The organism is Gluconacetobacter brunescens (assembly GCF_048695475.1).
In the GTDB taxonomy this organism is placed as follows: Bacteria; Pseudomonadota; Alphaproteobacteria; order Acetobacterales; family Acetobacteraceae; genus Gluconacetobacter.
The window spans coordinates 2597065-2620402 of record NZ_JBLHEN010000001.1 but is presented as its reverse complement, the minus strand read 5'-3'; the positions used below and the strand labels follow the sequence as shown (position 1 = coordinate 2620402).

Annotated in this window: 21 protein-coding genes; 13 read left to right on the top strand and 8 right to left on the bottom strand. The window is 66.5% G+C overall.

Going from position 1 to position 23338, the window contains the following annotated elements:
• The first annotated feature begins 109 nt into the window (after nucleotides 1–109).
• The 6 genes from ribD (at nucleotide 110) to ACMAUO_RS11665 (ending at nucleotide 7391) form a co-directional block, all read left to right on the top strand.
• Nucleotides 110–1138 carry a bifunctional diaminohydroxyphosphoribosylaminopyrimidine deaminase/5-amino-6-(5-phosphoribosylamino)uracil reductase RibD gene (gene ribD / locus ACMAUO_RS11690; RefSeq protein ID WP_420357039.1) on the top strand — a complete coding sequence of 343 codons (1029 nt, stop codon included), beginning with the start codon at nucleotides 110–112 and terminating at the stop codon, nucleotides 1136–1138.
• Entirely contained in the window at nucleotides 1120–1737 is a 618-nt protein-coding gene (locus ACMAUO_RS11685; protein WP_420357038.1) for a riboflavin synthase, read from the top strand. Before ribD ends, ACMAUO_RS11685 begins: the two co-directional genes overlap by 19 nt.
• Nucleotides 1737–2987: a 3,4-dihydroxy-2-butanone-4-phosphate synthase gene (gene ribB / locus ACMAUO_RS11680; protein WP_420357279.1), complete on the top strand. Its 1251-nt coding sequence runs from the start codon at nucleotides 1737–1739 to the stop codon at nucleotides 2985–2987. The genes ACMAUO_RS11685 and ribB overlap by 1 nt, the downstream gene beginning before the upstream one ends.
• A gap of 10 nt (nucleotides 2988–2997) precedes the next feature.
• Nucleotides 2998–3480 (top strand): 6,7-dimethyl-8-ribityllumazine synthase, encoded by a 483-nt coding sequence (gene ribH, locus ACMAUO_RS11675; protein WP_420357037.1) that lies wholly within the window; start codon nucleotides 2998–3000, stop codon nucleotides 3478–3480.
• A 68-nt stretch (nucleotides 3481–3548) separates the two neighbouring features.
• Entirely contained in the window at nucleotides 3549–4553 is a 1005-nt protein-coding gene (locus ACMAUO_RS11670) for a lysylphosphatidylglycerol synthase domain-containing protein (RefSeq protein ID WP_420357036.1), read from the top strand.
• 246 nt (nucleotides 4554–4799) lie between these two features.
• Nucleotides 4800–7391: an MMPL family transporter gene (locus tag ACMAUO_RS11665; protein WP_420357035.1), complete on the top strand. Its 2592-nt coding sequence runs from the start codon at nucleotides 4800–4802 to the stop codon at nucleotides 7389–7391.
• 177 nt (nucleotides 7392–7568) lie between these two features.
• Here ACMAUO_RS11665 and ACMAUO_RS11660 read toward each other — a convergent pair whose 3' ends face one another.
• The gene (locus ACMAUO_RS11660; protein WP_420357034.1) at nucleotides 7569–8825 is read right to left on the bottom strand and encodes an NAD(P)/FAD-dependent oxidoreductase; all 1257 of its coding nucleotides are present in this window, start codon (nucleotides 8823–8825) and stop codon (nucleotides 7569–7571) included.
• Nucleotides 8826–8922: 97 nt separating this feature from the next.
• Complete coding sequence (locus ACMAUO_RS11655; RefSeq protein WP_114725014.1) at nucleotides 8923–9165, bottom strand: DUF3297 family protein; 243 nt, start codon at nucleotides 9163–9165, stop codon at nucleotides 8923–8925.
• Nucleotides 9166–9355: 190 nt separating this feature from the next.
• Here ACMAUO_RS11655 and ACMAUO_RS11650 point away from each other — a divergent pair, with 190 nt between their 5' ends.
• The 5 genes from ACMAUO_RS11650 to ACMAUO_RS11630 all read left to right on the top strand — a co-directional run bounded on the left by ACMAUO_RS11650 (nucleotide 9356) and on the right by ACMAUO_RS11630 (nucleotide 14626).
• Nucleotides 9356–10624, top strand: coding sequence for a multidrug effflux MFS transporter (locus ACMAUO_RS11650; protein ID WP_420357033.1), 1269 nt, complete (start codon nucleotides 9356–9358; stop codon nucleotides 10622–10624).
• A 303-nt stretch (nucleotides 10625–10927) separates the two neighbouring features.
• Entirely contained in the window at nucleotides 10928–11713 is a 786-nt protein-coding gene (locus ACMAUO_RS11645; RefSeq protein WP_420357032.1) for an MlaE family ABC transporter permease, read from the top strand.
• Entirely contained in the window at nucleotides 11710–12501 is a 792-nt protein-coding gene (locus ACMAUO_RS11640; protein WP_420357031.1) for an ABC transporter ATP-binding protein, read from the top strand. The genes ACMAUO_RS11645 and ACMAUO_RS11640 overlap by 4 nt, the downstream gene beginning before the upstream one ends.
• Before the next feature lie 125 nt (nucleotides 12502–12626).
• Nucleotides 12627–14030: a DNA repair protein RadA gene (gene radA, locus ACMAUO_RS11635; RefSeq protein WP_420357030.1), complete on the top strand. Its 1404-nt coding sequence runs from the start codon at nucleotides 12627–12629 to the stop codon at nucleotides 14028–14030.
• Nucleotides 14027–14626 (top strand): IMPACT family protein, encoded by a 600-nt coding sequence (locus tag ACMAUO_RS11630; protein WP_420357029.1) that lies wholly within the window; start codon nucleotides 14027–14029, stop codon nucleotides 14624–14626. The genes radA and ACMAUO_RS11630 overlap by 4 nt, the downstream gene beginning before the upstream one ends.
• A gap of 90 nt (nucleotides 14627–14716) precedes the next feature.
• On the opposite strand, the gene ACMAUO_RS11625 is transcribed toward ACMAUO_RS11630, so the two are convergent.
• From ACMAUO_RS11625 to ACMAUO_RS11610, 4 genes are all read right to left on the bottom strand, one after another.
• Complete coding sequence (locus tag ACMAUO_RS11625; protein ID WP_420357028.1) at nucleotides 14717–15613, bottom strand: DMT family transporter; 897 nt, start codon at nucleotides 15611–15613, stop codon at nucleotides 14717–14719.
• Between the two features lie 182 nt (nucleotides 15614–15795).
• Entirely contained in the window at nucleotides 15796–17748 is a 1953-nt protein-coding gene (locus ACMAUO_RS11620; RefSeq protein WP_420357027.1) for a putative bifunctional diguanylate cyclase/phosphodiesterase, read from the bottom strand.
• A 206-nt stretch (nucleotides 17749–17954) separates the two neighbouring features.
• The gene (gene purU, locus ACMAUO_RS11615; protein ID WP_420357026.1) at nucleotides 17955–18836 is read right to left on the bottom strand and encodes a formyltetrahydrofolate deformylase; all 882 of its coding nucleotides are present in this window, start codon (nucleotides 18834–18836) and stop codon (nucleotides 17955–17957) included.
• A 69-nt stretch (nucleotides 18837–18905) separates the two neighbouring features.
• Nucleotides 18906–19169 (bottom strand): hypothetical protein, encoded by a 264-nt coding sequence (locus tag ACMAUO_RS11610; RefSeq protein WP_420357025.1) that lies wholly within the window; start codon nucleotides 19167–19169, stop codon nucleotides 18906–18908.
• A gap of 154 nt (nucleotides 19170–19323) precedes the next feature.
• Here ACMAUO_RS11610 and ACMAUO_RS11605 point away from each other — a divergent pair, with 154 nt between their 5' ends.
• Together ACMAUO_RS11605 and ACMAUO_RS11600 are read left to right on the top strand one after the other, a co-directional pair.
• Entirely contained in the window at nucleotides 19324–19812 is a 489-nt protein-coding gene (locus tag ACMAUO_RS11605; protein WP_420357024.1) for a DUF2721 domain-containing protein, read from the top strand.
• Nucleotides 19813–20132: 320 nt separating this feature from the next.
• Nucleotides 20133–20264: a hypothetical protein gene (locus ACMAUO_RS11600; protein ID WP_255318197.1), complete on the top strand. Its 132-nt coding sequence runs from the start codon at nucleotides 20133–20135 to the stop codon at nucleotides 20262–20264.
• A gap of 245 nt (nucleotides 20265–20509) precedes the next feature.
• Here ACMAUO_RS11600 and ACMAUO_RS11595 read toward each other — a convergent pair whose 3' ends face one another.
• Complete coding sequence (locus ACMAUO_RS11595; protein ID WP_420357023.1) at nucleotides 20510–21466, bottom strand: ABC transporter substrate-binding protein; 957 nt, start codon at nucleotides 21464–21466, stop codon at nucleotides 20510–20512.
• A gap of 143 nt (nucleotides 21467–21609) precedes the next feature.
• Entirely contained in the window at nucleotides 21610–23268 is a 1659-nt protein-coding gene (locus ACMAUO_RS11590) for an ArnT family glycosyltransferase (protein ID WP_420357022.1), read from the bottom strand.
• Between the last annotated feature and the right edge of the window lie 70 nt (nucleotides 23269–23338).

The window sequence follows — 23338 nt, the reverse complement described above, 5'->3', positions numbered from 1 at the left end:
CCCCGGGTCCGTCCGCTGGATGGGACCATTGGTTTTGGCTATGTCTGCGGTCAGTGCGGAATCCGAGGAAACGGGGCATGCCCCGACCGGTGGAACTGCGTCCGTAGCCATGCCTGCCCCCATCGCGCGGGCCTTTCGTGCCGCGATCGACGAGGCCGCACGCTTCGTGGGCGCCACCGCCCCCAATCCCCCCGTGGGCTGCGCCATCCTCGACAGCCATGGCGAAATCCTGACCGTCGCCGCCCATCACCGCGCGGGAACGCCGCATGCCGAGGCGCTGGCGCTGCGCCAATGCGCCGAACTGGGGCTGATGGCGCGGGCCGCCATCGCGGTCGTGACGCTGGAACCCTGCAACCATACCGGCCGCACCGGCCCGTGCTCGGAAGCCATCCTGGCCTCGCCGATCCGCACCGTGTGGGTGGGCGTGGCCGACCCCAATCCGCGCGTCGCCGGCGGCGGCATCGACCGCCTGCGCGCCGGAGGGTGCGCCGTGCATGTGCTGGACCACGACTTGGATCTGGCCGCCGCGTGCCGGGCGCTGATCGCGCCGTTCGCCCACTGGTCGCGGACCGGGCGGGCGTGGCTGACGGTGAAGCAGGCGGTCGATGCCGCCGGCTCCATGATCCCGCCCGCCGGACGGACCACCTTTACCTCTGATGCCGCATTGACGCTGGCGCACCGGCTGCGGCGGGCGACCGATGCGATCGTGACCGGCATCGGCACGGTGCTGGCCGACCGGCCCGGGCTGGATGTGCGCCGGGTGGCCGATCATGCGGGCCGCGCGCCCCGGCTGCTGGTCGTGTGCGACCGGGATGGCCGGGTGCCGGCGGACTGGCGCGCGAACGCGGCCGCACGCGGGTTCGATGTGCGGATCTGCGACGACATCACCCGCCTGCCCGAGATGCTGGGCGCGGCCGGCGTGCTGTGGGCCCTGGTCGAGGCCGGGCCCGGCCTGCTGGCGGCGCTGCGCGCGGCGGGGCTGTGGGATGACTGGCTGACCATCGGGGTCGGCCCGGATGGAACCGAGCGGCTGGATGTGGCCGTTCGCACGGGGACGGATACGCCGCTGCGCCTGTTCCCGGAACTGGCGGCCGTGCTGACGGCGCCTGAAGGGGAAGCATGTTTTCCGGCATCATAGAGCATCTGGGCACCGTCACGCAGGCCCGGCGCGGCGACCGCGCGCTGCATGTCGCGATCGCCACCGGCATCGGCGACCTGTCGATGGGCGAGAGCATTGCCGTCAATGGCGTGTGTCTGACCGTCACCGAATTCGACGCGGCAGGCAATGCGTCCTTCTTTATCAGCATCGAGACGCTGGACCGGACCAGCCTGGGCCGCCTGGCCGAGGGCGGGCGGGTGAACCTGGAGCGGGCCGTGACGCCGGCCACCCGGCTGTCGGGCCATATCGTGCAGGGGCATGTGGACGGCACCGGGCGCCTGCTGGCGGTGGAGCCGGCGGGCGAGGCGCGGCGGGTGGTCTTTGCCATTCCCACCGCGCTGCGCCGATACCTGGTCGAAAAGGGGTCGATCACCCTGGACGGCATCAGCCTGACGCTGAACGAGATCGGCGAGACCGGAACGGCGGGTGCCGGGCCGGACGAATTTCCTGTGGCCCTGATGATCATTCCCCACACCTGGACCCATACCAGCCTGGGCACGCTTGCCCCCGGCGACGCGGTGAATGTCGAGGTGGATGTGATTGCCAAATATGTGGAGACACTATGTCAGTACCGGTAATGGGCCCGCGCCTGCGGACCGCGATCGAGGCGATCCGCGCGGGCGGCATGGTGATCCTGGTCGATGACGAGGATCGGGAAAACGAAGGCGACCTGGTGATGGCCGCCGACCTGGTCACGCCTGCCGCGATCAATTTCATGGTCACGCATGCGCGCGGCTTGGTGTGCCTGCCGCTGGAGGCCGGACTGGTCGAACAGTTGGGCCTGCCGATGATGACGCGGGTGAATACCTGCCCGCGCGAGACCGCCTTCACGGTCTCGATCGAGGCGCGGGAGGGGGTGGATACCGGCATTTCCGCCGCCGACCGGGCCCGGACCATCCAGGTGGCGGTGGCGCCGGGTGCCGGCCCGGCCGACCTGGTTTCGCCCGGCCATATCTTTCCGCTGCGCGCGGTGCCCGGTGGGGTGCTGGCGCGCAACGGCCACACCGAGGCCTCGATCGAGCTGGCACGCCTGGCGGGCCGGGCGCCCGCCGCCGTGATCTGCGAGATCATGAACGAGGACGGGTCGATGGCGCGGATGGACGACCTGCGCCTGTATGCCGACCGCCACAAGCTGCCGATCCTGTCGATCGCGGAGCTGGCGGACTGGCTGCGCGACTGCGAGGCCGCTGCCGCCGCCACGCCCGAACCGCGGATCGAGAAGGTGGCCCAGGCCGCGCTGCCCAGCATTTATGGCGGTGAGGATCTGGTGATCCATGCCTTTCGGGCCGCCGACGGGACGGAGCATGTCGCCCTGGTGAAGGGCGACCCTGCGAAGCAAGGCGCGGTGCCGCTGGTGCGGCTGCATTCGGAATGCGTGACCGGCGATGCGCTGGGGTCGATGCGCTGCGATTGCGGCGCCCAGCTTCAGGGCGCGCTGGCGCGCATCGGCGCGGCGGAGAATGGCGTGCTGCTGTATCTGCGTGGGCATGAAGGGCGGGGCATCGGCCTGGCCAACAAGATCCGCGCCTATGCCTTGCAGGATCGTGGGCTGGATACCGTGGACGCCAACCACCGGCTGGGGTTCGAGACCGACGCGCGCGACTGGACGGCGGCCGGGGCGATCCTGCGCGCGCTGGGGGTGCGGACGCTGGACCTGATGACCAACAACCCGGCCAAGGTCACGGCGATGGAACAGCATGGCTTTGCCGTGCGCGAGCGCGTGCCGCTGGAAATCGCGCCCAATCCCTTCAACCGCGCCTATCTGGATGCCAAGCGCACCCGCATGGGGCACCAGCTTTTTGCCGCGATCGACGCGGCGGCGGAGTGAAAGACCGACGATGAGCACCAACAAGCCCTCGACCTCGCCCGACCTCACCTTCGCCGAGCCGCCGCGCCTGGCGCTCGTGGTCAGCCGCTTTAACGAGACCGTGACCCACGGCCTGCGCGACGGCGCCCTGGAATGGCTGGGCGAGCACGGAATCACCATCGCTGACGAGGATTTGCTTTACGCCCCCGGGGCCTACGAACTGCCGCTGCTGGCCCAGACCCTGGCCCGCACCGGGCGGTACGAAGGGGTGATTTGCCTGGGCTGCGTGATCAAGGGCGATACCGCCCATTTCGAGTTTATCAGCCTGGGGGCCGCGGTGGGGCTGATGCAGGCATCGCTGGCGACCGAGGTGCCGGTGGCCTTTGGCGTGCTGACCACCTACACCGACGAGCAGGCCTTTCTGCGCTCGCGCCATGACGAACATAACAAGGGACGCGAGGCCGCGGCGGCCTGTGTGGAAAGTCTGGCCTTGATACGCAAAATCAAGGGCTGATACGCTGCCCCTGCATGCCGGCGGATGCCGGCGCTGGGTCTGGCTGGGCCGGAACGCGGGGGCACGGAATGAAGCTGGTGACTTTGGCCGCCGGACTGTTCGGCATGGCGCTCACGCTCTGGCTGCTTTCCCGCTTCGGCATACACGCCATTCTGCATCTGGTCATGGTCGGCGGCTGGGGAATCCTGGCCGCGATCGTGTTTCATGCCATCCAGGTCCTGCTCTCCGCCCGGTCCTGGCAGATCATTGCCGGACGGGATGAACCCGAGCTGAAGCTACGGGACTACATGGCGCTGCGCTGCGTGCGCGAGGGCGTGAACAACCTGCTGCCGGTTGCCCAGGTCGGGGGGGAAGTGATCTCGGCCCGGCTGCTGGCGCGGCGCGGGCCCGGCCTGCGCCGGGCGGCGGCGGCGACGATCTGCGACCTGACGATCGAACTGCTGAGCCAGGTGGTCTTTACCCTGATGGGGCTGGCGCTGCTGCTGTACCTGGTCAAGCGGTCATCCGTGACGGACGAACTGGTGGAAAGCGCGGGCGTGGCGCTGGTGCTGGGGGCGGTGTTCCTCGGCAGCCAGTGCCTGGGCGCGGTTTCGGTCGTCGAGCGGCTGCTGGTGCGCATCGCGGCCCATCTGGGCTGGACGGGGGTGGAGAGCATCCGTGGGCTGCATAGCGAGATCATGGGGCTGTACACCGCGCCCGGCCACGCGATCCGGGCGGGTTTCTGCCAGCTTGTCGCGTGGTCGCTCGGGGCGGTCGAGGTGTGCCTGATCCTGCATTTCATGGGCCATGACCGTTCGCTGGCCCACGGCTTCGTGATCGAAAGCGTGGGACAGGCAGCCAAATCGGTCGGGTTCGCCGTGCCCGGCGCCCTGGGCGTGTCGGAAGGCGGGTTTATCCTGGTCGGCAGCCTGTGCGGCCTGCCGCCGGCAGTGTCCATCGGGCTGTCGCTGATCAAGCGGCTGCGGGAGATCGCGTGGGGGCTGCCGGCCCTGGCCGGCTGGCAGTGGATGGAAACCCATTGGCGCGGGCCGAGCCGCAAGCTGGACCACGGTGTTGGCCTGCCCGGCCATTGATGGGCCCCCTGGGATGTGCGGCTGACGAGGCTGCGGGGACACACGCTGGCTTAATATACTGTTTTTTCTCCTGCCCGGCGGCTGTGATACGTGCCGAAACCATTTCCCCCACGTTGACAGGCAAGGCGGCATGCCGAACATGCGCCTTGCATCCGGTTATCATCATGGGTCAAACGATCCCCCATCGCGTGGCATCACCTTCGTTGCAGTCGCGCCGTCCGTACCTCAAGGGCTGAATTACGAATCATGCCGTCCATTCCGATCGGTCGCCTTGTGGCGTTCTGTTCCCGCCATGCCGTGCTCACACTGGTGCTGTTCGCACTGCTGGTCGGGGGAGCGGTTGTGTCCAGCATGCAGCGGCTGGGGGTCACGACCGATACCGGGACGATGTTTTCCTCCACCCTGCCGTGGAAGCAGCGGTCGGACGAACTGGCGCGCCTGTTCCCCCAGAACCAGGACCAGATGGTGGCCGTCATCGATGCCGACCTGCCGGAAGAGGCGCTGGTCACGGCGCGCGAACTGGCCGCGCGGCTACAGCATGACCCCCATTTCATGTCGGTGACCATTCCGCAGGACGACCCGTATCTGGTGCGCAACGGGCTGCTGTTCCTGGACCAGAAGAACCTGTCCTCGGTGCTGGATACGACCGTGACGGCGCAGCCCTTCCTGGGCGGGCTGGCGGCCGACCCGTCGGGGCGCGGGCTGTTTGACGCGCTGTCGCTGATCGCCCTGGGCGTGTCGCAGGGCCAGGCGGACCTGAAGACGTTCCAGCCGGCGCTGAACGGCTTTGCCAACACGCTGGAACAGGCCGCCGACGGCACGCCCCAGCCCCTGTCGTGGGAGCGGCTGCTGGCCGGCAGCCTGGCCGACCTGGCGGGCAAATATGTCTTCGTCGTGACCCGGCCGCGCCTGGATTACGGATCGTTCCAGCCGGGGGGCGAGGCCAGCGACGCGATGCACAAGGCGATCGCCGGGCTGGAATTCGTGCGCTCGGGCCATGCGCGGGTCCATATCACCGGCGATGTGCAGATCAGTGACGAGGAGTTCGCCACCGTTGCCCAAGGCATGGTGGCCGGGCTTGTGGGATCGCTGGTGCTGGTCACGCTGTGGCTGTTCCTGGCGGTGCGGAGCTGGCGGATCATCGTGCCGATCGTGGTGACGCTGGTCTCGGGGCTGGTGCTGACGACCGGGTTCGCAGCCCTGGCGGTAGGGACGCTGAACCTGATCTCGGTGGCGTTCGCCGTGCTGTTCGTGGGTATCGCGGTTGATTTCGCGATCCAGTTTTCGGTGCGCTTCCGTGCCCAGCGCCTGCCCTCGGGCCAGATTCCGCCGATCCGGACGGCGCTGGAACATACGGGTGAGGAAACCGGCCACCAGATCCTGGTGGCGGCCATGGCGACGATGGCCGGCTTCCTGGCCTTTACGCCCACCGCCTTCGTCGGCGTGGCGCAGCTTGGGCTGATCGCCGGCTTCGGCATGCTGATCGCCTTTATCTGCACCGTTACGCTGCTGCCGGCGCTGCTGCTTCTGTTTCATCCGCCACTCGACCAGCAGGTGGCGGGCTTTGCCTTCGCCAAGCCGGCGGATCGCGCGGTGCGCCTCTATCGCACGCAGATCCTCAGCGTCTTTACCTTCCTGGCGGTGCTGGGGGCGGCGCTGATCCCGGTGCTGACTTTCGATGCCGACCCGCTGCATACCAAGGACCCGAAGTCGGAAGGGATGCGCACGCTGAAGCTGCTGATGAAGGACCCGCAATCCTCGCCCTATGGCGCGGAGGTGCTGGTGCCCGACCTGAAGCAGGCCCAAATGCTGGCCGACCGCCTGTCCAGCCTGCCGATGGTGGACGATGCGATGTGGCTGGGCACGCTGGTGCCCGCCGACCAGACACCCAAGCTGGCGATGATCCAGGATGCGGCCTCGATCCTGCTGCCGACGCTGGTGGTGCCCAATCCGCGCCCGGCGCCGGACGCCGCTGCCCTGCGCGCCTCGGCCGCCAAATCGGCGCATGACCTGGGCGCCGTGCTGGACCGGCTGGACCCGCACGACCCGCTGCGCCGCATCCAGGCGGCGCTGGAGCGGCTGGCACACGCGCCGGACGAGCGGCTGATGGCGGCGAATACCGCGCTGGTGCGCTTCCTGCCCGCGCAGCTTGATCAGTTGCGCCAGATGCTGGGCGCCCACGCCGTGACCCAGGACGATGTGCCGGCGTCGATCCGGCGGGACTATCTGCTGCCCGATGGCCGCGCCATGGTCTCGATCCATCCCAAGGCGGGCATGGACAGCAATGCCGAACTGCGCCGCTACGTGAACGAAATTACCAGCGTGGCGCCCGAGGCCGGCGGCCCGGCGGTGGAGGTGGTGGAAAGCGCCGCCACCATGGTCCATGCCTTCGTCTTCGCGGCGCTGTCGGCCATCGGCATGATCGCGGTGATCCTGCTGGTGGCGCTGCGCCGCGTGCTGGACATGGCCCTGGTGCTGGCGCCGCTGCTGCTGTCGGCCCTGATGACGGTGATCCTGATCATCATGGTGCCGGAGCAGCTCAACTTCGCGAACATCATCGCCCTGCCCCTGCTGCTGGGCGTGGGGGTGTCGTTCAACATCTATTTCGTCATGAACTGGCGGGCGGGGGTGCGCGCGCCGCTCTCCAGCCCGACGGCGCGGGCGGTGCTGTTCTCGGCGCTCACGACCAGCACCGCCTTCGGCTCGCTGGCGGCATCGCACCATCCGGGCACCGCCAGCATGGGCCGGCTGCTGCTGCTGTCGCTGGCCTGCACCCTGCTGGCCACGCTGATCTTCGTGCCGGCGCTACTGCCCAAGCGGGCGATCGACGAGCGGTAAAAGAGACCGATCCTTGCCGGGGCGCAGTTGGTCCGCGCCCCGGCGACGGTTTCAAAGCCTGAACGGAAATGGGGGCTGGCGAGCGAGAGGGCCGCGCAGCGGCCTTGATGGCCGTGAGCACCGACGCGCAGGAAACGCGCGCCGGATCGCCACCAGCGCGCATTTCCGATCAGGCTTTCAGAGGTCCTTGATCGGCTTGTGCGGCAGATGCACGTCGCGGCCGGTCAGCATCATGTTCCAGTAAAGCTGCGGGAACACTTTCGTCTTGAGGATCCAGGCGAAGCGGCTGGGCTTGCGCTGGTCGTAATGGAAGCTGGGGGCCGGCACGCCGCCATAGAGGAATTCCGCCAGTACCACGCGACCGTACGACACCGTCAGCGGGCAGGCACCGTACCCATCGTAGGCTCCGGCCAGCGGGCGGCCGTCGAGCGAGGCCAGCAGGTTTTCGACCACAACCGGCGCCTGGGCGCGGGCGGCGGCGGCCGTCTTGGCATTGCTGGTGCCGATGACGTCGCCCAGGCCGAACACGGTGTCGAAGCGGGCATGGCGCAGGGTGGTGGCATCGACATCCAGCCAGCCGGCGGCATTGACCAGCGGGCTGGACTTGATGAAATCGGGCGCGCTCTGCGGCGGGGTGACATGCAGCATGTCGAAGCCGCGCGTGACCATGCTGCTGCTGCCATCGGGCGCGGTGACGGCGAAGGTCGCCTGGCGCCTCGGCCCGTCGACCGCGACCAGGTTATGCTTCAGATGCAGGTCGATGCCGTAATAATCGATGGCATCCTGAAGCGGGGGCACGAAATACTTCACGCCGAATAGGGCATCGCCCGCCACGTCGAATTCGACCTTCATGCGGCTCAGCACGCCCTCGCGCCGCCAGTGGTCGGAGGCCAGATAGGCGATCTTCTGCGGTGCGCCGGCGCATTTGATGGGCATCGGCGGCTGGGTGAACAGCGCCGTTCCGCCCTTGAGAGACTGGATGCAGGCCCAGGTATATTCGACCGTATCGCGCGAATAATTGCTGCATACGCCGTTGCGGCCCAGCGTTTCCGTCAGGCCGTCGATCTTGCCCCAGTCCAGTTGCAGGCCGGGGCAGACCACCAGGCGGCGATAGCCGACCCGCCGGCCGTCGGCCAGGGTGACGGTATTGTCTTCCGGGGTGAAGGACGCGACGGTGGCGCGCAGCCAGCGCACCCCCTTGGGGATCAGCCCGCCTTCCTGCCGCAACGTGTCCTTCAGGGCCATGACGCCGGCCCCCACCAGCGTCCATCCCGGCTGGTAGGCATGGGTGGTGGCCGGGTCGATGACCGCGATCGACAGGTTGGGCCGCGCGCGCCGCAGGCGCGCGGCGACCGTCAGGCCCGCCGCCCCGCCGCCGACGATGACGACGGTGAAGCGGTCGCTGTCGGGAATATCCGTCTGGGTCGGGGCCATGGGTGTCTCCTTACGCTGATATTCGTATGGAGGCCGATCCTAGTGGCCCGCTTCCGAAATTCGTAGGCGAATTTCGGAGGTCAGCCGGGCGGCAGGATTACTCTGCGTCCTTGAACCAGACTTCGACCGGGCCCTGGAGCTTGATCGTCATCGGGTTGCCGCGCCGGTCCGTCGTCCGGCCGACGGCCAGGCGCACCCAGCCCTCGCTGATGCAATATTCCTCGACATTCGTCTTCTCGACGCCCTTGAAGCGCACGCCGATCCCGCGCTCCAGCAGGGCGGCATTGTGGAACGGGCTTTCGGCGTTGGCGCACAGGCGATCGGGGGGCGTGTCACTCATCGGAGGAGACCTTTGCTGGGAACGTTCAGTAATGTGGTGGTGACATAGCGGGTCCGGGCCGCCAATCCAACCACAGGCGCGTATCTGCCATGTGCCCGCGCGGCGTCACGCCTGCCGAATGCAATGGACAGATGGCGCGGAAACCGTGACATACGGTTCCCTTCGTTATTCGGATTCACGGCGCAGTCCCATGTCGTTTTCCAGTTCCCCCTCCACGCCCACATCCCCATCCACGCTTGCCTATCGCCACCGCATTCCCGTCGGTTCGCTGCCCGCCTGGCTGGTGATCCTGCTGGGGCTGGTGACGGCGATCGGGCCGCTGGCGACCGACATGTATCTGCCGGCCTTTCCGGCGGTAGACAGCGAACTGGGCGGCGGACCCGGCTCGGCGCAGATCACGCTGGCCGCCTGGTTCGCGGGGCTGGCGATCGGGCAGTTTTCGCAGGGGCCGCTGTCGGACCGGCTGGGACGGCGGGTGCCGCTGCTGGGCGGGCTGGCGCTGTTCAGCATCGCTTCGGCCGGATGCGCGCTTTCGGCCGGTTATCACATGTTCTGCGTCTGGCGCTTTCTGGCGGCGCTGGGTGGGTCGGCCAGCGTGGTGGTGCCGCGTGCCATCGTGCGCGATATCGCCACCGGCGCCCAAGGCGCGCGGATCATGGCGCAATTGACCCTGGTGTTCGGCCTGATGCCGATCCTCGCACCCAGCCTGGGCAGCCTGGTGCTGTCGGTCGGGCACTGGCGCTGGATCTTCTGGTTCGCGACGCTCTACGGCGTGGCGGGCGTGATCGCGATTGCCTGGACCCTGCCGGACACGCTGCCGCGCGAACGGCGGATTGCGCTGTCGGTCACGACGGTGCTGTGGCGCTATGTCGGCATCGCGCGGGAGCCAATGTTTCTCTCGGCGGCGCTGCTGCTGGGGTTCTCGGCCTTCGTGATGTTCGCCTACCTGGCCAGCGCGCCGATCCTGTTCGAACAGATCCTGTCTTTCACGCCGCAGCAATTCGGCCTGTTCTTCGGCATGAATGCCGCCCTGTTCATTGCCGGCGCCCAGATCAACGGCCGGCTGGTGCACCGGGTGGCGCCGCATGTGCTGATGCAGCGCGGCGTGGTGGCGATTACGCTGTCGGCCGGGCTGTTCCTGATCCTGTCCATCGCCGGGCTTGCCGGGCCGCGCCACCCGTTGCTGGTCTGCGCCATGATCGGGCTGATCACCGGCTCGCTGGGTTTCGTCAACCCGAATGCCACCGTGCTGGCCTTTACCCGGCATGGGCACCATGCCGGCAGCGCCTCGGCCCTGCTGGGAACCCTGCAATTCACCATCGGGTCGCTCAGCGGGGTGCTGCTGGGCTACCTGCCGCTGACCAGCGCCGTGCCGGTGGCGGCCACGATGACGGGCGGCATCGCCGGCATGCTGACCTGCATGCTGTGGCACCGGCGGCATGCCGCCGCCGGGGAATAATCAGCCGGTTCGACGTGGAATAGGCGCGCCGGCAACAGGGCATGTGCGACAATATATTGCATCGCACAATTTTCTTGACTCGGGGCGTCTTCACGATCATGAGATAGAGTCGAAGCAGCACTGATACGCGCTTCATGGACGTTTCCTCCCTAGACTACGGCGGCGCACTTCGGGGCGCCGTTTTTTTTGGGGATCGCCTCATCTTCCCCTTCCTTTGACGCGCCGGCCCGGCCGCGCTACGGCAGGAGATATGATGGATCGCTCCGCCCATGTTGCCCGGCCGGCCAGCCGGTTACGCCTCGCGTGAACGCCGTGCTCGATTTCATCGCAGCACTCGGGCGTGCCGCCTTGAATCTGGTCCGGACCGCCGGTGCCCTGACCCTGTTCGGCCTGACTGCCCTGTCGCATCTGGTGCGACCGCCCTTCTACTGGCGGATCTTCTTCGGCGCGCTGATCGAGATCGGCTTCTTTTCGCTGCCGGTGGTGGCGCTGACCGCCCTGTTCTCGGGCGGGGTGATCGCGCTGCAATCCTATACCGGCTTTGCCCAGTACCATGCGCAGGGCGCGATTGCCGGCATCGTCGTGCTGGCCGTTACCCGTGAACTGGGGCCGGTGCTGGCGGGCTTGATGGTGGCCGGACGGGTGGGAGCTGCGATGGCGGCCGAAATCGGCACCATGCGCGTGACCGACCAGATCGACGCCCTGACGACCCTTTCCACCAACCCGATGAAATATCTGGTCACGCCGCGCCTGCTGGCCGGCACGATCGCCCTGCCCTGCCTGGTACTGGTGGCCGATATCCTGGGTGTGCTGGGCGGTTTCGTGGTGTCGGTCGTGAAACTCGATTTCTCGGCGCCGGCCTATATCGCCGCCACCTTCGCGGCGGTGAAGACGATCGACGTGACCGTGGGGCTGGCCAAGGCGGCGGTGTTCGGCTTCCTGATCACGCTGATGGGCTGCTACCATGGCTATACCAGCCGTGGGGGCGCGCAGGGCGTGGGATCGGCCACCACGGCGGCGGTGGTGGCGGCCTCGATCCTGCTGCTGGCGTCCGATTACCTCCTGACCGACGTGTTCTTCTCGCAATGACCCAGACCACGCCCAAGATCCGTATTCGCGGCCTGCGCAAGGCGTTCGGGCCGAAAGTCGTGCTCGACGGGATCGACCTCGACGTCATGCCCGGCACCTCGATGGTGATTATCGGAGGGTCGGGCAGCGGCAAGTCCGTTCTGCTGCGCTGCATCCTCGGGCTGATTCCGGCCGATGCCGGCACCATCGAAATCGACGGTGTCGACGTGCTGTCGCTGCCCACGCGGCGGCGGGAAGCGGTGATCGAGACGATCGGCATGCTGTTCCAGAACGGGGCGCTGTTCGACAGCCTCAGCGTGTGGGAAAATGTCGCCTTCGGGCTGCTGGCCGCCGGGCGGAAGCACGGCAAGCGCCCCAGCCGGGCCGAGGCCCGCGCCACGGCCGGTCGGGTGCTGGAACAGGTGGGGCTGGACCCCTCGGTGGGGGCGCTGTCGCCTTCGGAACTTTCGGGCGGCATGCAGAAGCGCGTGGGCCTGGCCCGCGCCATTGCCGGGCAGCCCGATATCCTGTTCTTCGACGAACCCACCACCGGGCTGGACCCGATCATGGGCGCGGTGATCGACGGGCTGATCGTGGATTGCGTGCGCAAGCTGGGATCGACCGCGATCGCGATCACGCACGACATGGCCTCCGCCCAGCGCATCGGCGACCAGGCGGCCATGCTCTACAAAGGCAAGCTGATCTGGCAGGGGCCGGCGGCGTCGCTGCTGAACAGCGGCAACCCCATGGTGGACCAGTTTACCCATGGGCGGCGCGAAGGGCCGATCAGCATGGAGTTGCGGCGGTGAAAGCAAAAAGACTTTTATCCGTTCAGGGACATCGTATGTCCCCAGCACAAGGCTGCTGAACGAATCAGGGTTTTTTGGTTCTTTTTTGCAAAAAAGAACGGACTTCCTTTCCTTTCGGAGTCACCGTGGCCCGCCGTCCTTCCGTCCATTATGTCTGCCAGTCCTGCGGCACCGTCTTTCCCAAATGGGCCGGGCGATGCGAAAGCTGCGGCGCGTGGAACAGCATTGTCGAGGAAGCCGCCGAGCCCGCCGCCACCGGGGGCACGGCACCGCGTCGCAGCCGGGGGGCGAAGGTCGCGTTCGTCAGCCTGGCCGGTACGGCCGAGCCGCCGCCGCGCATCGGCACGCGGATGGCCGAGCTGGACCGCGTGCTCGGAGGCGGGCTAGTACCGGCCTCGGTGGTGCTGGTGGGCGGGGACCCGGGCATCGGCAAATCGACCCTGCTGCTTCAGGCGGCCTGCGCGCTGGCCGCCGCCGGCCGGCGGGTGAAATATATCTCGGGCGAAGAGGCGGTGGACCAGATCCGCCTGCGGGCGCGCCGGCTGGGGCTGGACGCGCCGGGACTGGAGATTGCCGCCGCCATCAACGTGACGGACATTGCCGGCACGCTGGAGAGCGAACCCGACGTGGCCCTGGTCGTGATCGATTCGATCCAGACCATGTGGCTGGAATCGGTCGAGAGCGCGCCCGGCACCGTCAGCCAGGTGCGAGCGACCGCGTTCGAACTGATCCGGCTGGCCAAGCAGCGGGGGTTCAGCCTGATCCTGGTGGGGCATGTGACCAAGGAAGGCGCGCTGGCCGGCCCGCGCGTGCTGGAGCACATGGTCGATGCGGTGATGTATTTCGAAGGAGATCGCGGCCACCAGTTCCGCATCCTGCGGGCCGCCAAGAACCGGTTCGGCGCGACCGATGAAATCGGCGTTTTTGCCATGACCGACCAGGGGCTGGTCGAGGTGCCGAACCCCTCCGCGCTGTTCCTGGCCGAACGGCGGGGGAATATCGCGGGCTCGGCGGTGTTTGCCGGGATCGAGGGCACGCGGCCGGTGCTGCTGGAGGTGCAGGCGCTGCTCTCGCCCAAATCGGGCGATTCCGCGCCGCGCCGGGCCGTGGTGGGCTGGGACACGTCACGCCTGAACATGCTGCTGGCGGTGCTGGAGGCGCGGTGCGGGCTGAAGCTGCATGGCATGGACGTGCATCTGAACATCGCGGGCGGCCTGCGCGTGCTGGAGCCGGCGGCCGACCTGGCGGTGGCTGCGGCGCTGGTTTCGGCCGCCACCGGCAAGCCGACCCATGCGGGTGCCGTGTATTTCGGCGAGATTGGTCTTTCCGGCGAGATCCGGCAGGTGGCGCAGGTCGATGCGCGGCTGAAGGAGGCCCAGAAGCTGGGCTTCGATGCCGCCTTCCTGCCCCGGCGCATCGCGCGCGGCAATACGCGGCTGGTGGCGCCCGAGGGGCTGCACCTGAATGAAATCGGCCATCTGGGCGACCTGGTGGCCCTGTTCGGCGGCACGGATAGCGAGGAGGCATGAGCGCCGACGGCCTGGTGATGCTGGCCGAACCCGCCCGACTGGAACGCGACGTGCGCAAGAGCCTGTTTCTGGCGCAGGCGGCGCCCGTGACGACGCCTGCCGAAGCGCTGGCCTTTGTCCGCGCCGTGTCGGACCTGGACGCCACGCATAATTGCTGGGCCTATCGCATCGGCCAGGATTACCGCAGCGATGACGATGGCGAACCCGGCGGCACGGCCGGCCGGCCGATTTTGCAGGTGATCGACGGGCAGGGTTTCGACAATGTCGTCGTGGTGGTCACCCGCTGGTTCGGCGGCATCAAGCTGGGTGCCGGCGGGCTGGTGCGCGCCTATGGCGGCACGGCGGCGGAATGCCTGCGCCTGGCGCCGCGCGTGCCGATCGTGCGGCGGACACGCCTGACCTTTCATTGCGGCTTTGGCGACCTGGCGCTGCTACAGGCGCGCCTGCCCGCGCTGGATGCGGTGGTGGAGGAAGAGGTGTTCGATGCGGAGGGGGCGCGGATGGTGGTTGCGGTGCCTGAAGGCGACGTGGACAATGCCGTTGCCCGGATTGCCGACCTGACGCGGGGGCAGTCGGTGCCGCGGGTGGTTGAGTGAAGGCTCTTCTTTTTCTGAAGAAAAAGAAGCAAAAAGACTTTCATTCGTTTAGGGACATCGCATGTCCCAAGCACAAGGCTCCTGAACGAATCAGAGTTTTTTGGTTCTTTTTTGCAAAAAAGAACGAACACTGCCGATCCGGGCAAAGGTAACGAGATTACCCGCCAGCACCAGCCCGACCCCCAGCGTCATACCCGATGTCCAATGCGTGCCCTCGAACAGGATCGAGATCAGCAAGGCTACGACCGGGGACAGGATAGTGGTATAGGCCGCGCGGTCGGCGCCGATACGATGCACCAGATGCAGATAGGCCAGGAAGGCGACGACCGATCCGGGCAGGGCGAGATAAAGCAGGGCCGCGATCCAGGCCGGATCGGTCGATCCCGCCAGCGATTCCCCGCGTATTACCTGCGAGACCGCCAGCACCGCGCAGCCCCAGAGCATGCCGCGATAGACCGCGTTGGGCAGGTCCACCCCCGCCATCGCCACCCGGCGCGACAGGATGTTGCCGCAGGAGAACAGGAAGGTTCCCGTCAATGCCAGGACCACGCCAGTCTGCGAAATGCCGCCTACGCCGCCCATGCCGGTGAGGCAGGCGACGCCCCCGATCGCGATACAGCCGCCGACAATACTGCGCACGCTGGGGCGCAGGCGGAAGAACAGCCATTGATTCAGCGTGTTGAACAGGGTTGCCACACTGAAGATGACCGAGACGGTGCCGCTGGCCAGATAGATCTCGGAGCCATAGATCGCCAGGAAATTGCCCGAGAACATGCATGCCCCCATCGGGGCCAGCCACAGATGCGTGCGCCATGCGACCCGGCGAAGCCGGCCGGATAGCAACAGCCATGCGCCCATCGCGACCGACGCGATCATGAACCGCCAGAAGATCGCCGTGCCCGGCACGGTAACACCGACCTGCACATGGATGGCGAACCAGGTGGTGCCCCAGATGACCACGACACACAAAAACAGCAGGCCGAGCATGCGGTTCCCTCTTCGAAAGACCGCCATCCTATCGGGTCGCCGGCATTGCCGCGCGGGGTGGCTGTCAGAATCCTGCGCTTTCCTGTATCGCGGCGTGGCGCGCGGCCGCAGATCGCGGTCTGCGGTCTGCGGACTGCGGCCCGAGCCCGCCGGGCAAGGCGCGCTGACGGCAATCCGTATGGTCAGGCGGGCGGGTTGGGTCGGTTGATCTTTTCGAGAAAGGGCCCGATCTCTTCTGCCGGACAAGGGCGGCTGATCAGGAAGCCCTGGATTTCAGAACAATTGATGCCCTTCAGGTAATCGAACTGCTCCTGCGTCTCCACACCCTCGGCGGTGGCGACGACATTCAGGCTTCCGCACAGGCTGGTAATCGCCCGGATGATTGCCGCACCGTCACCGTCACCTCCATGAAGGTCGTTGACGAAGCTGCGGTCGATCTTGATCCGCGTGAATGGCAGGCTGTGCAGGAAGCTGAGCGAGGAATAGCCGGTTCCAAAATCGTCCAGCGCGATCTGTATTCCCTGCTCGCGCAGGCGTTTCAGGACGCAGGCCGCCCTGGGCACGTCGTCGATCATCGCGGTTTCGGTAATTTCCAGTTCCAGGCGCGAGGGCGGGCAGCCCGCGCGTTGCAGCGCCGTCTCCACATTATCGATCAGCCCATCGTGACGGAACTGCGCCGCCGATATGTTGATCGAGACCATGATATCATCCGGCCAGTCCATCGCCTGACGGCATGCCGTCTCCAGCGTCCAGGCGCCGATCTCGTGCATCAGGCCCATCCGCTCGGCCACCGGGATGAAATCGCCCGGGGGAATCAGGCCCTGTTGCGGATGCCGCCAGCGGATCAGGGCTTCGACCCCGACGATCCGGCCGCTGCTGACATTCAGGAATGGCTGGTAGAATAAGATGAATTCTCCCCTGGCCAGCGCATGATGCAGGTCGCGTTCCAGGTCCATGCGCCGCTGGCGCAGGCTGTCGCGTTCCAGATCGTAGAAACAGATCCCGTCATCGCTGCCACCCTTGGCACAATGAAGCGCGACATCGGCTTTGGACATCAGCGTTTCGCGATCGTCGCCGTCGGTCGCGAAACGCACGACCCCGATCGCGATCCCCACCGTCACCTCATGTTTGAGAACCGACATGGGACGGGAGAGGACACTGCGCAGCATCCGGGCAAACCGGCGGATCGCCTGGTCGCCCTGTTCCGAACGCAGGATCAGCGCGAACTTGTTGCCCCTTATATGGGCGGCGATATCTCCGACCCCCACCGTACGCCGCACCCGCAGGGCTGCGATCCGCAGCAATTCGTCACCCGCCGCGTGGCCCATCGAATCATTGATGCGCTTGAAGCCGAACAGGTCGAAATAAAGTACCGCAAACGGCCCGGATGCCCGTTCGCACAACATGCCCAGTTGCAGCCGCAGCCCCTGGAGGTTGGCCAGGCCGGTGAGGTCGTCATGCTGTTCGAGAAAACGTGTGCGATTTTCCAGGCGCCGCAGGTCGGTGACATCGCGGCACAGCAACAGGAAACGCCCATCCTGCAAGCGGATCCAGGAGAGGGCCAGCGTGCGCCCCAGCCGCAGGATCTCGGTCGACCAGCCTTCGGGCACGGCAGGCTGGACAGCCTCGCCCGTGGTCCATTCCGTACGGGTCAGCGCGGCGAGAATCGTTCGGGCGGCGGCGCCCGGCTCCAGGACATCCTCCACCCGACCGATCAGGGCATCGAAGCGCACATTATAATGCAACAGGTCCTGGCCGGTGCCGAACAGGGCAATGCCGTCCGGCAATGCGTCCAACGCTCCGTGCAGTTCCGCATTCCCCCGGCTTGCCGCGTCCGGATCATCCTGCGAGATCGCGACCGTCACCGGCACATCGAAATCCGCCCGCCTGCCGTACAGGGCGTGGCGGCAGACGCGAACACACACATGCACCCCGTCCTGACGGACGAAGACCCCCACATGCCCGCCGGGCGCGTGGCCGCCTGAAGACGAAGCGGGGGGGAAAACGAGGAACAGGCCGGCAAAGGGGCTGCCGACCACATCGTCGGCAGCATGCCCGGTCAGCCGCTCGGCTTCACGGCTCCAGGCCGTGACGCGCTCCGCCGGGTCGAGAAGGCAGACGAAATGATCAGACACGCGCGCATATCCCGTAAGCCGGGACCGCAACATGACGGCCAGCCATCCGATTCAGATCCCTGTCAAAAAACAATGAAAAACCCAAATCGTCTATGCATGCCTCAATGCCTTCCGCACCATGTCGCGGCAATAGAACCCAGGAAACGACACCAAAAAAGTATTAAGAAAACGTACCCTCGGCCTCCTAATCTACGGCGGAAACGCGATCAGTCTCCGAATACGACCGTCTTGTTGCCATTCAGGATCACCCGGTCGTCGAGATGGCAGCGCACGGCACGCGAGAGGACGCGCCGTTCGATATCGCGGCCCTTGCGCACCAGATCGTCGGGCGTGTCGCTGTGGCTGACACGTTCGACATCCTGTTCGATGATCGGCCCTTCATCGAGATCCGCCGTCACATAATGCGCCGTGGCGCCGATCAGTTTCACCCCGCGCGCGTGGGCCTGATGGTAGGGACGCGCGCCCTTGAAGCCCGGCAGGAAGGAATGATGGATATTGATGCACTGGCCCGACAGCCGCGCGGACAGGGAATCCGACAGCACCTGCATGTAGCGGGCCAGCACGACCAGTTCCGAATTGGTCTGCTGCACCAGGCTCCACAATTCTTCTTCCTGTTCCGCCTTGTTGTCGCGCGTGACCGGCAGATAGTGGAAGGGAATGTCCCCCATGTCGATATGGGCGTAGGTCTCGCGCGGGTGATTCGCGACGATCGCGGTCGGGATCATCGGCAGTTCGCCGATGCGCCAGCGATAGAGCAGGTCGACCAGGCAATGGTCGAATTTCGAGACCATCAGCAGGACCCGGCGGCGCACCGCGCGGTCATGCAGCGTCCAGTTCATGCGGAACCGCGAGGCCACGGCATCGAGCCGCGCCCGCAGCCATTCGGTACGCTCGGCATCGGCCCGGCCGGTGAAGACGACGCGCATGAAGAACACGCCGCTTTCGGTATCGTCGAACTGCTGGGCCTCGATGATATTGCCATCGGCTTCGTACAAGGTCGTGGCGATTGCCGCCACGATGCCCGGCCGGTTGGGGCAGGACAGGGTCAGTGTCCAGGTTGCCGGCCCCGGCCCTTCATGATCCGTCATGCCGGACAATCCACGAACAGAAGCTCCGAAAAACGTACGCCCGATACCATAAGCGCCGCCTCCTGGAACTCAAGTCCCCCGGCTGCGCTCCGCCGGGGGGCGCACCGCCCTCCATGCGGCCTCGAGCGCGTCGGCCATCGTATCGAATGGCGCGCTCCATCGCTCCGCCGGGCAATCGGCGCTGCCTGCCTCGCCGATCGCGGCCCGCCAGCGCGCGGCCTCCGTCGTGCCCGGCAGGCGCTCGATACGCACGATGCAGTCTTCGGGGATGCGCGACAGCAGGCGGGCCAGGCGTCGTTCCGGCGTCATGGGCGTTGCGTAATTATGAGACATCGGCCTTTCTCCCGCCATGAAGGCTGGGCCGTCTGGCGGCGCCGGGCAAGCGGTTTCGGTTGCATCGGAAGCCCCGACCGGTTTCAACAGTTACTCCCCCCGATCATTCGCCCTCTCGCCATTCCCCACAGCAGCACCATCACAAGGAGCCCCCGTGTCCCCTTTCCCCGGAATCCTGCCCGACGAACCGATCGACAGTGTCGCCCACCTGATCCAGACCGCGCTGACGCCGATCTTCATGCTGTCGGGGATCGGCACGCTGCTGAACCTGTTCAATACCCGACTGGCACGGGTATCGGACCATATCGAAAAGTCCAACGACGCGCTGGCGACGACGAAGGTCCCGACGGAACGCCGCCATCTGCGCCAGCATATCCGGCACCTGCACCGGCGCACCCTGCTGCTCGATGCCTCGATCCTGCTGGCCGCCGTCGGCGGAGCGGCCACCTGCGGCGCGGCCTTCGTGCTGTTTCTGGGCAGCCTGCGCGATTCCTCGGTGGCATCGTGGCTGGTGGTGATGTTCGGCATGGCGCTGATCTGTACGGTGGGCGCGCTGGCCGCGTTTCTGTGCGACAGCCTGCTCGCCTGGCATGGTCTGCGCATGACCACATCGTGGGCACGATCCACCCACCCGAAAGACTGAGCGATCGGCCGATTGGGGCCCGATTTCCTCATTAAAAATATGACAGGCCATAAAATAGGCAACATGCCTATTTTATGGCCTTATTTGTCGGACGCAGCAATCCGCCTCTCGCGTTCCGCACAAAAATTCACCAGAAATGGTCGGATTCGTTTTTCTGACTCCGTGAAATAAACAGGACGCTGTTTACGAAGTGAACAGACTATTCGTCCTATGGTTACTATGCGTTTTTTTAGCATCTGGTCTCATGTTCTTTTGTATTGCGAGAGACCCGATTTCGGTGTTGGTTCCGCACCCAACACCAACTCGTAGGATTTCGGATAATGTTTATTCAGGAAATTGGTAACCTTGTCGCCAGCTCGATGGACGTCGCGTCGTTCCTGCCGCTCGTCGCATTCCTGCCGATCGTTGCCGCGCTGATGCTGGCCACTGCCGTCGCCGACCGCATCGCCTGATGCGGCGGCCATGGCGGCCGGTCCCTGTGACCTGCACCATGGCCTGCATGCCTGCCTGACGGCGGGCATAAGATCCGGCCTGTGTCGGATCAGGATGGTTTTCCATCCGCCCGGCGTGCTGTTCCGCGCCGAGCCTCGCCCTGCCCTGGATGACCGGCCCGGACTATCCGGCTGGCTCTGTCCCGGGGGCGGGCCCTCCTTTGACCAAGACCCTCGCATGCCCCGGCCTTTGCCGGGCGTCGTTGTTACGGCGCGCTGTCTGTCGGGTCGATCGCGTAGGCGGAGAGGTCGAGCGTGCGATGCACCACGCCCTGGGCGTGCAGGAAATCCATGAAAATGCGATAGCGCCGGCCGTTGAGCAGCGCCGGCTGCTTGCAGACGCGCGGCAATGTCGCCGTCCAGGCCGCGCGGTTCAGGGGCGTGTCGAGTTCCGGGTGGTCATGCACCGCCTGGGCCAGGATCTCGTCCGGGTGGTTCAGCAGGGCGTTGGTGCCTTCCTCCAGCGCCTGCATGAAGCGGACGATCTTCGCGTCGCGGGCATGGTCGCGCGGGGCGAGGAAAATCAGTTCATCGTTCAGCGGAACGCCATGTTCCTCGGGATAGAAGGCAACCGGGTCGAACCCCTTCTGCCGGAGGTCGATCAGCTCGTAGGTCCGTGTGGCGCCGATCACCGCGTCGACCGAATGCGACATCAGGGCCTGTTCGAGCTGGAAATTGACGTTCACCTGCCGCACGTCGGACAGCGACAGGCCGACCGACCCCAGCATCGCCGCCAGCACCGCGTCATCGACACCGGCCATCGAGATGCCGATTGTCTTGCCTTTCAGGTCCTTCAAGGATTTGAGGCCCGGCGCCACGATCAGCGTATCCAGCGGCGTGTCGATCATCGTGCCGACCCGCACCAGCGGAATGCCCTGGTCGGCCAGCATGCCGAGCTGGGTCTCATAGGACACTGCCAGGTCGGCCTGCCCCGCCGCCACCAGCCGCGCCGGCGACCCCGGGTCGGACGGTGCGATCAGGCGCACCTGCAACCCGTGCCGGCGAAAGGCACCGCTGTAATCGGCCGCCAGCAGCGCCGCGTGATCGGCGTTCAGGAACCAGTCGAGGATCACCGTTACCGTTTCGGGCGTGTCGGCCCGTGCCGCCGGAAGGCTGAGGAATAGAAACGACAGGATTATCAGCAGGCGCGGCAGGGTGATCATGGGGGCTCTCTCTTCTTCTTTTTCTGAAGAAAAAGAAGCAAAAAGACTTTTATCCGTTCAGGGACATCGTATGCCCCAGGCACAAGGCTCCTGAACGAATCAAAGTTTTTGGGTTCTTTTTTTCAAAAAAGAACGATCTTCCTTCACGGCGGTGTCGGACCGAACAAGCCGATATCAAGATGCTTGCCGGTCGAATAATTCAACCCCGACACCCGGCCGAATTCGATCACATCCAGCCCATCGGCATGAAGGCGGTCGCGGAAGACCGGCTCGTCCTTCCGGTCCACCAGCGCCAGGCCGCATGCCCGGTTGTCGCGCAGCACGTCTGCCGCGTCCTTCGGGCCGACCAGGACCGTGTTCTGGCCCACGAGGAAGACCAGGCTGGGCTCGGAGAATGACGGCGAGACGACCAGCGTATCGGGGCATGGCCGGTAATCATCGACCAGCGCCGCCAGGCGCGGGCTGAGCCAGATCGTCTTCAGGGCCGGAACCACGGTCAGGAACAGGCCGACATGAATGATGATCGCCGCCGCAATGGCGGACATCGCCGCGTGCAGCACCTGGCGGCGGACCAGAAGCCAGGAGGCGAGCGCCAGCAGCGGCAGCGCACCGATGGGCACCAGCAGGGAAGCCGGCGCGACATCATGCTCCAGCCGCCAGAGCAGCACCGGCCCGGCAACGGACAGGACCAGGCCGACCGCCAGCCACAATGCGCCATACAGTACCAGCCCGGCGCGGGCGGCGCGCGAGGCGGGCCAGCGCCAGCGATCGGGCGTGGTCATGATCGCCGCCGCCGCCAGCAGGGCGATCGCCGGGTAGGTCGGCAGGACGTAATGCGGCAGCTTGGTGGCGATCGCCTCGAACACCAGCCAGTGCGGCACGATCCAGCACAGCAGGAAGCGCACCGGCGGCGCGTGCCGCCGGGCCCAGACGAAAGGCAGCGCCAGCGCCGCGAAGATCGATCCGGGCCAGAAGGCCAGTGCGAAAACCGCCAGGTGATAGCCCGGCGGCAGGCCATGCGCCTGCTGCCCGCTGGCGACCTTGCCGAGGAAATTGGTGCCCACGGCGCGCGAGAAGAAATCGCCATGGCTGACGACGCCGATCGCGATGCACCAAGGCAGGACGATCGCCAGCATCACTAGCCATCCCCATGCCGGCCGCAATCGGCGCCACCAGTCGATGCGCCGCTCCACCAGTGCCAGGGCCAGCGGGGTGCCGAAGCCGGGGATCAGGACCACCGGGCCCTTCAGCATCAGCCCCGCCCCCAGCGCCATCCAATAGAGCAGGACGGCCGAAACGGGGGTGGGCTGCCCCTTTTCACGGTCCAGATAGGCCCGCAGCAGCCCGGTTTCGGCCAGCAGCACCGTCAGCAGCAGGGTGCTGTCGATGGTGGCCATGCGGCCTTCCGCCGTCATCAGCACCGATACCGCCAGCAGGGCCGCCGCCAGCAGTCCGCTGGCGGGACCGAACAATGTGGCGCCGATCCAGGCCGTCAGCACCACCGAAGCCGTGGCCGCCAGCAGCGAGGGAATGCGATAGGGCCAGACCGCGCGACGTTCCAGCGTGCCGGTGGCGGCCACCGATGCGGCTTCCAGCCAGTAGATCCCGGCCGGTTGCAGATAGCGCGGCTTGTCCTGGAAACGGACATCGATGAAATCGCCGCTACGCAGCATCTGCGCGCTGGCTTCCATGTAGCGGGGTTCGTCGCGATCCAGGGGCGGCAGGCTGGCCCGCCCGGGAAGCAGGAGCATGAAGGTGCCCAGCGCGAGCAGAAGATAATGACGCACGGTCAGCCGTGTCATCCGGCACGTCTCCTCGGGAAGGGTCGGGATGGGGCAATGCCCGGTCGAGCGTGCCGATCCGGCCTCTCAG

What these genes read in the sequence shown, in the direction of transcription:
- ACMAUO_RS11625 (WP_420357028.1), bottom strand. Translation starts at nt 15,613, where the DNA reads ATGCTCGGCCTGCTGTTTTTGTGTGTCGTGGTCATCTGGGGCACCACC.
- ribH (WP_420357037.1), top strand. Translation starts at nt 2,998, where the DNA reads ATGAGCACCAACAAGCCCTCGACCTCGCCCGACCTCACCTTCGCCGAG.
- purU (WP_420357026.1), bottom strand. Translation starts at nt 18,836, where the DNA reads ATGACGGATCATGAAGGGCCGGGGCCGGCAACCTGGACACTGACCCTG.
- ACMAUO_RS11655 (WP_114725014.1), bottom strand. Translation starts at nt 9,165, where the DNA reads ATGAGTGACACGCCCCCCGATCGCCTGTGCGCCAACGCCGAAAGCCCG.
- ACMAUO_RS11630 (WP_420357029.1), top strand. Translation starts at nt 14,027, where the DNA reads ATGAGCGCCGACGGCCTGGTGATGCTGGCCGAACCCGCCCGACTGGAA.
- ACMAUO_RS11600 (WP_255318197.1), top strand. Translation starts at nt 20,133, where the DNA reads ATGTTTATTCAGGAAATTGGTAACCTTGTCGCCAGCTCGATGGACGTC.
- ribB (WP_420357279.1), top strand. Translation starts at nt 1,737, where the DNA reads ATGGGCCCGCGCCTGCGGACCGCGATCGAGGCGATCCGCGCGGGCGGC.
- ACMAUO_RS11595 (WP_420357023.1), bottom strand. Translation starts at nt 21,466, where the DNA reads ATGATCACCCTGCCGCGCCTGCTGATAATCCTGTCGTTTCTATTCCTC.
- ACMAUO_RS11650 (WP_420357033.1), top strand. Translation starts at nt 9,356, where the DNA reads ATGTCGTTTTCCAGTTCCCCCTCCACGCCCACATCCCCATCCACGCTT.
- ACMAUO_RS11660 (WP_420357034.1), bottom strand. Translation starts at nt 8,825, where the DNA reads ATGGCCCCGACCCAGACGGATATTCCCGACAGCGACCGCTTCACCGTC.
- ACMAUO_RS11610 (WP_420357025.1), bottom strand. Translation starts at nt 19,169, where the DNA reads ATGTCTCATAATTACGCAACGCCCATGACGCCGGAACGACGCCTGGCC.
- ACMAUO_RS11590 (WP_420357022.1), bottom strand. Translation starts at nt 23,268, where the DNA reads ATGACACGGCTGACCGTGCGTCATTATCTTCTGCTCGCGCTGGGCACC.
- ribD (WP_420357039.1), top strand. Translation starts at nt 110, where the DNA reads ATGCCTGCCCCCATCGCGCGGGCCTTTCGTGCCGCGATCGACGAGGCC.
- ACMAUO_RS11685 (WP_420357038.1), top strand. Translation starts at nt 1,120, where the DNA reads ATGTTTTCCGGCATCATAGAGCATCTGGGCACCGTCACGCAGGCCCGG.
- ACMAUO_RS11665 (WP_420357035.1), top strand. Translation starts at nt 4,800, where the DNA reads ATGCCGTCCATTCCGATCGGTCGCCTTGTGGCGTTCTGTTCCCGCCAT.
- ACMAUO_RS11670 (WP_420357036.1), top strand. Translation starts at nt 3,549, where the DNA reads ATGAAGCTGGTGACTTTGGCCGCCGGACTGTTCGGCATGGCGCTCACG.
- ACMAUO_RS11640 (WP_420357031.1), top strand. Translation starts at nt 11,710, where the DNA reads ATGACCCAGACCACGCCCAAGATCCGTATTCGCGGCCTGCGCAAGGCG.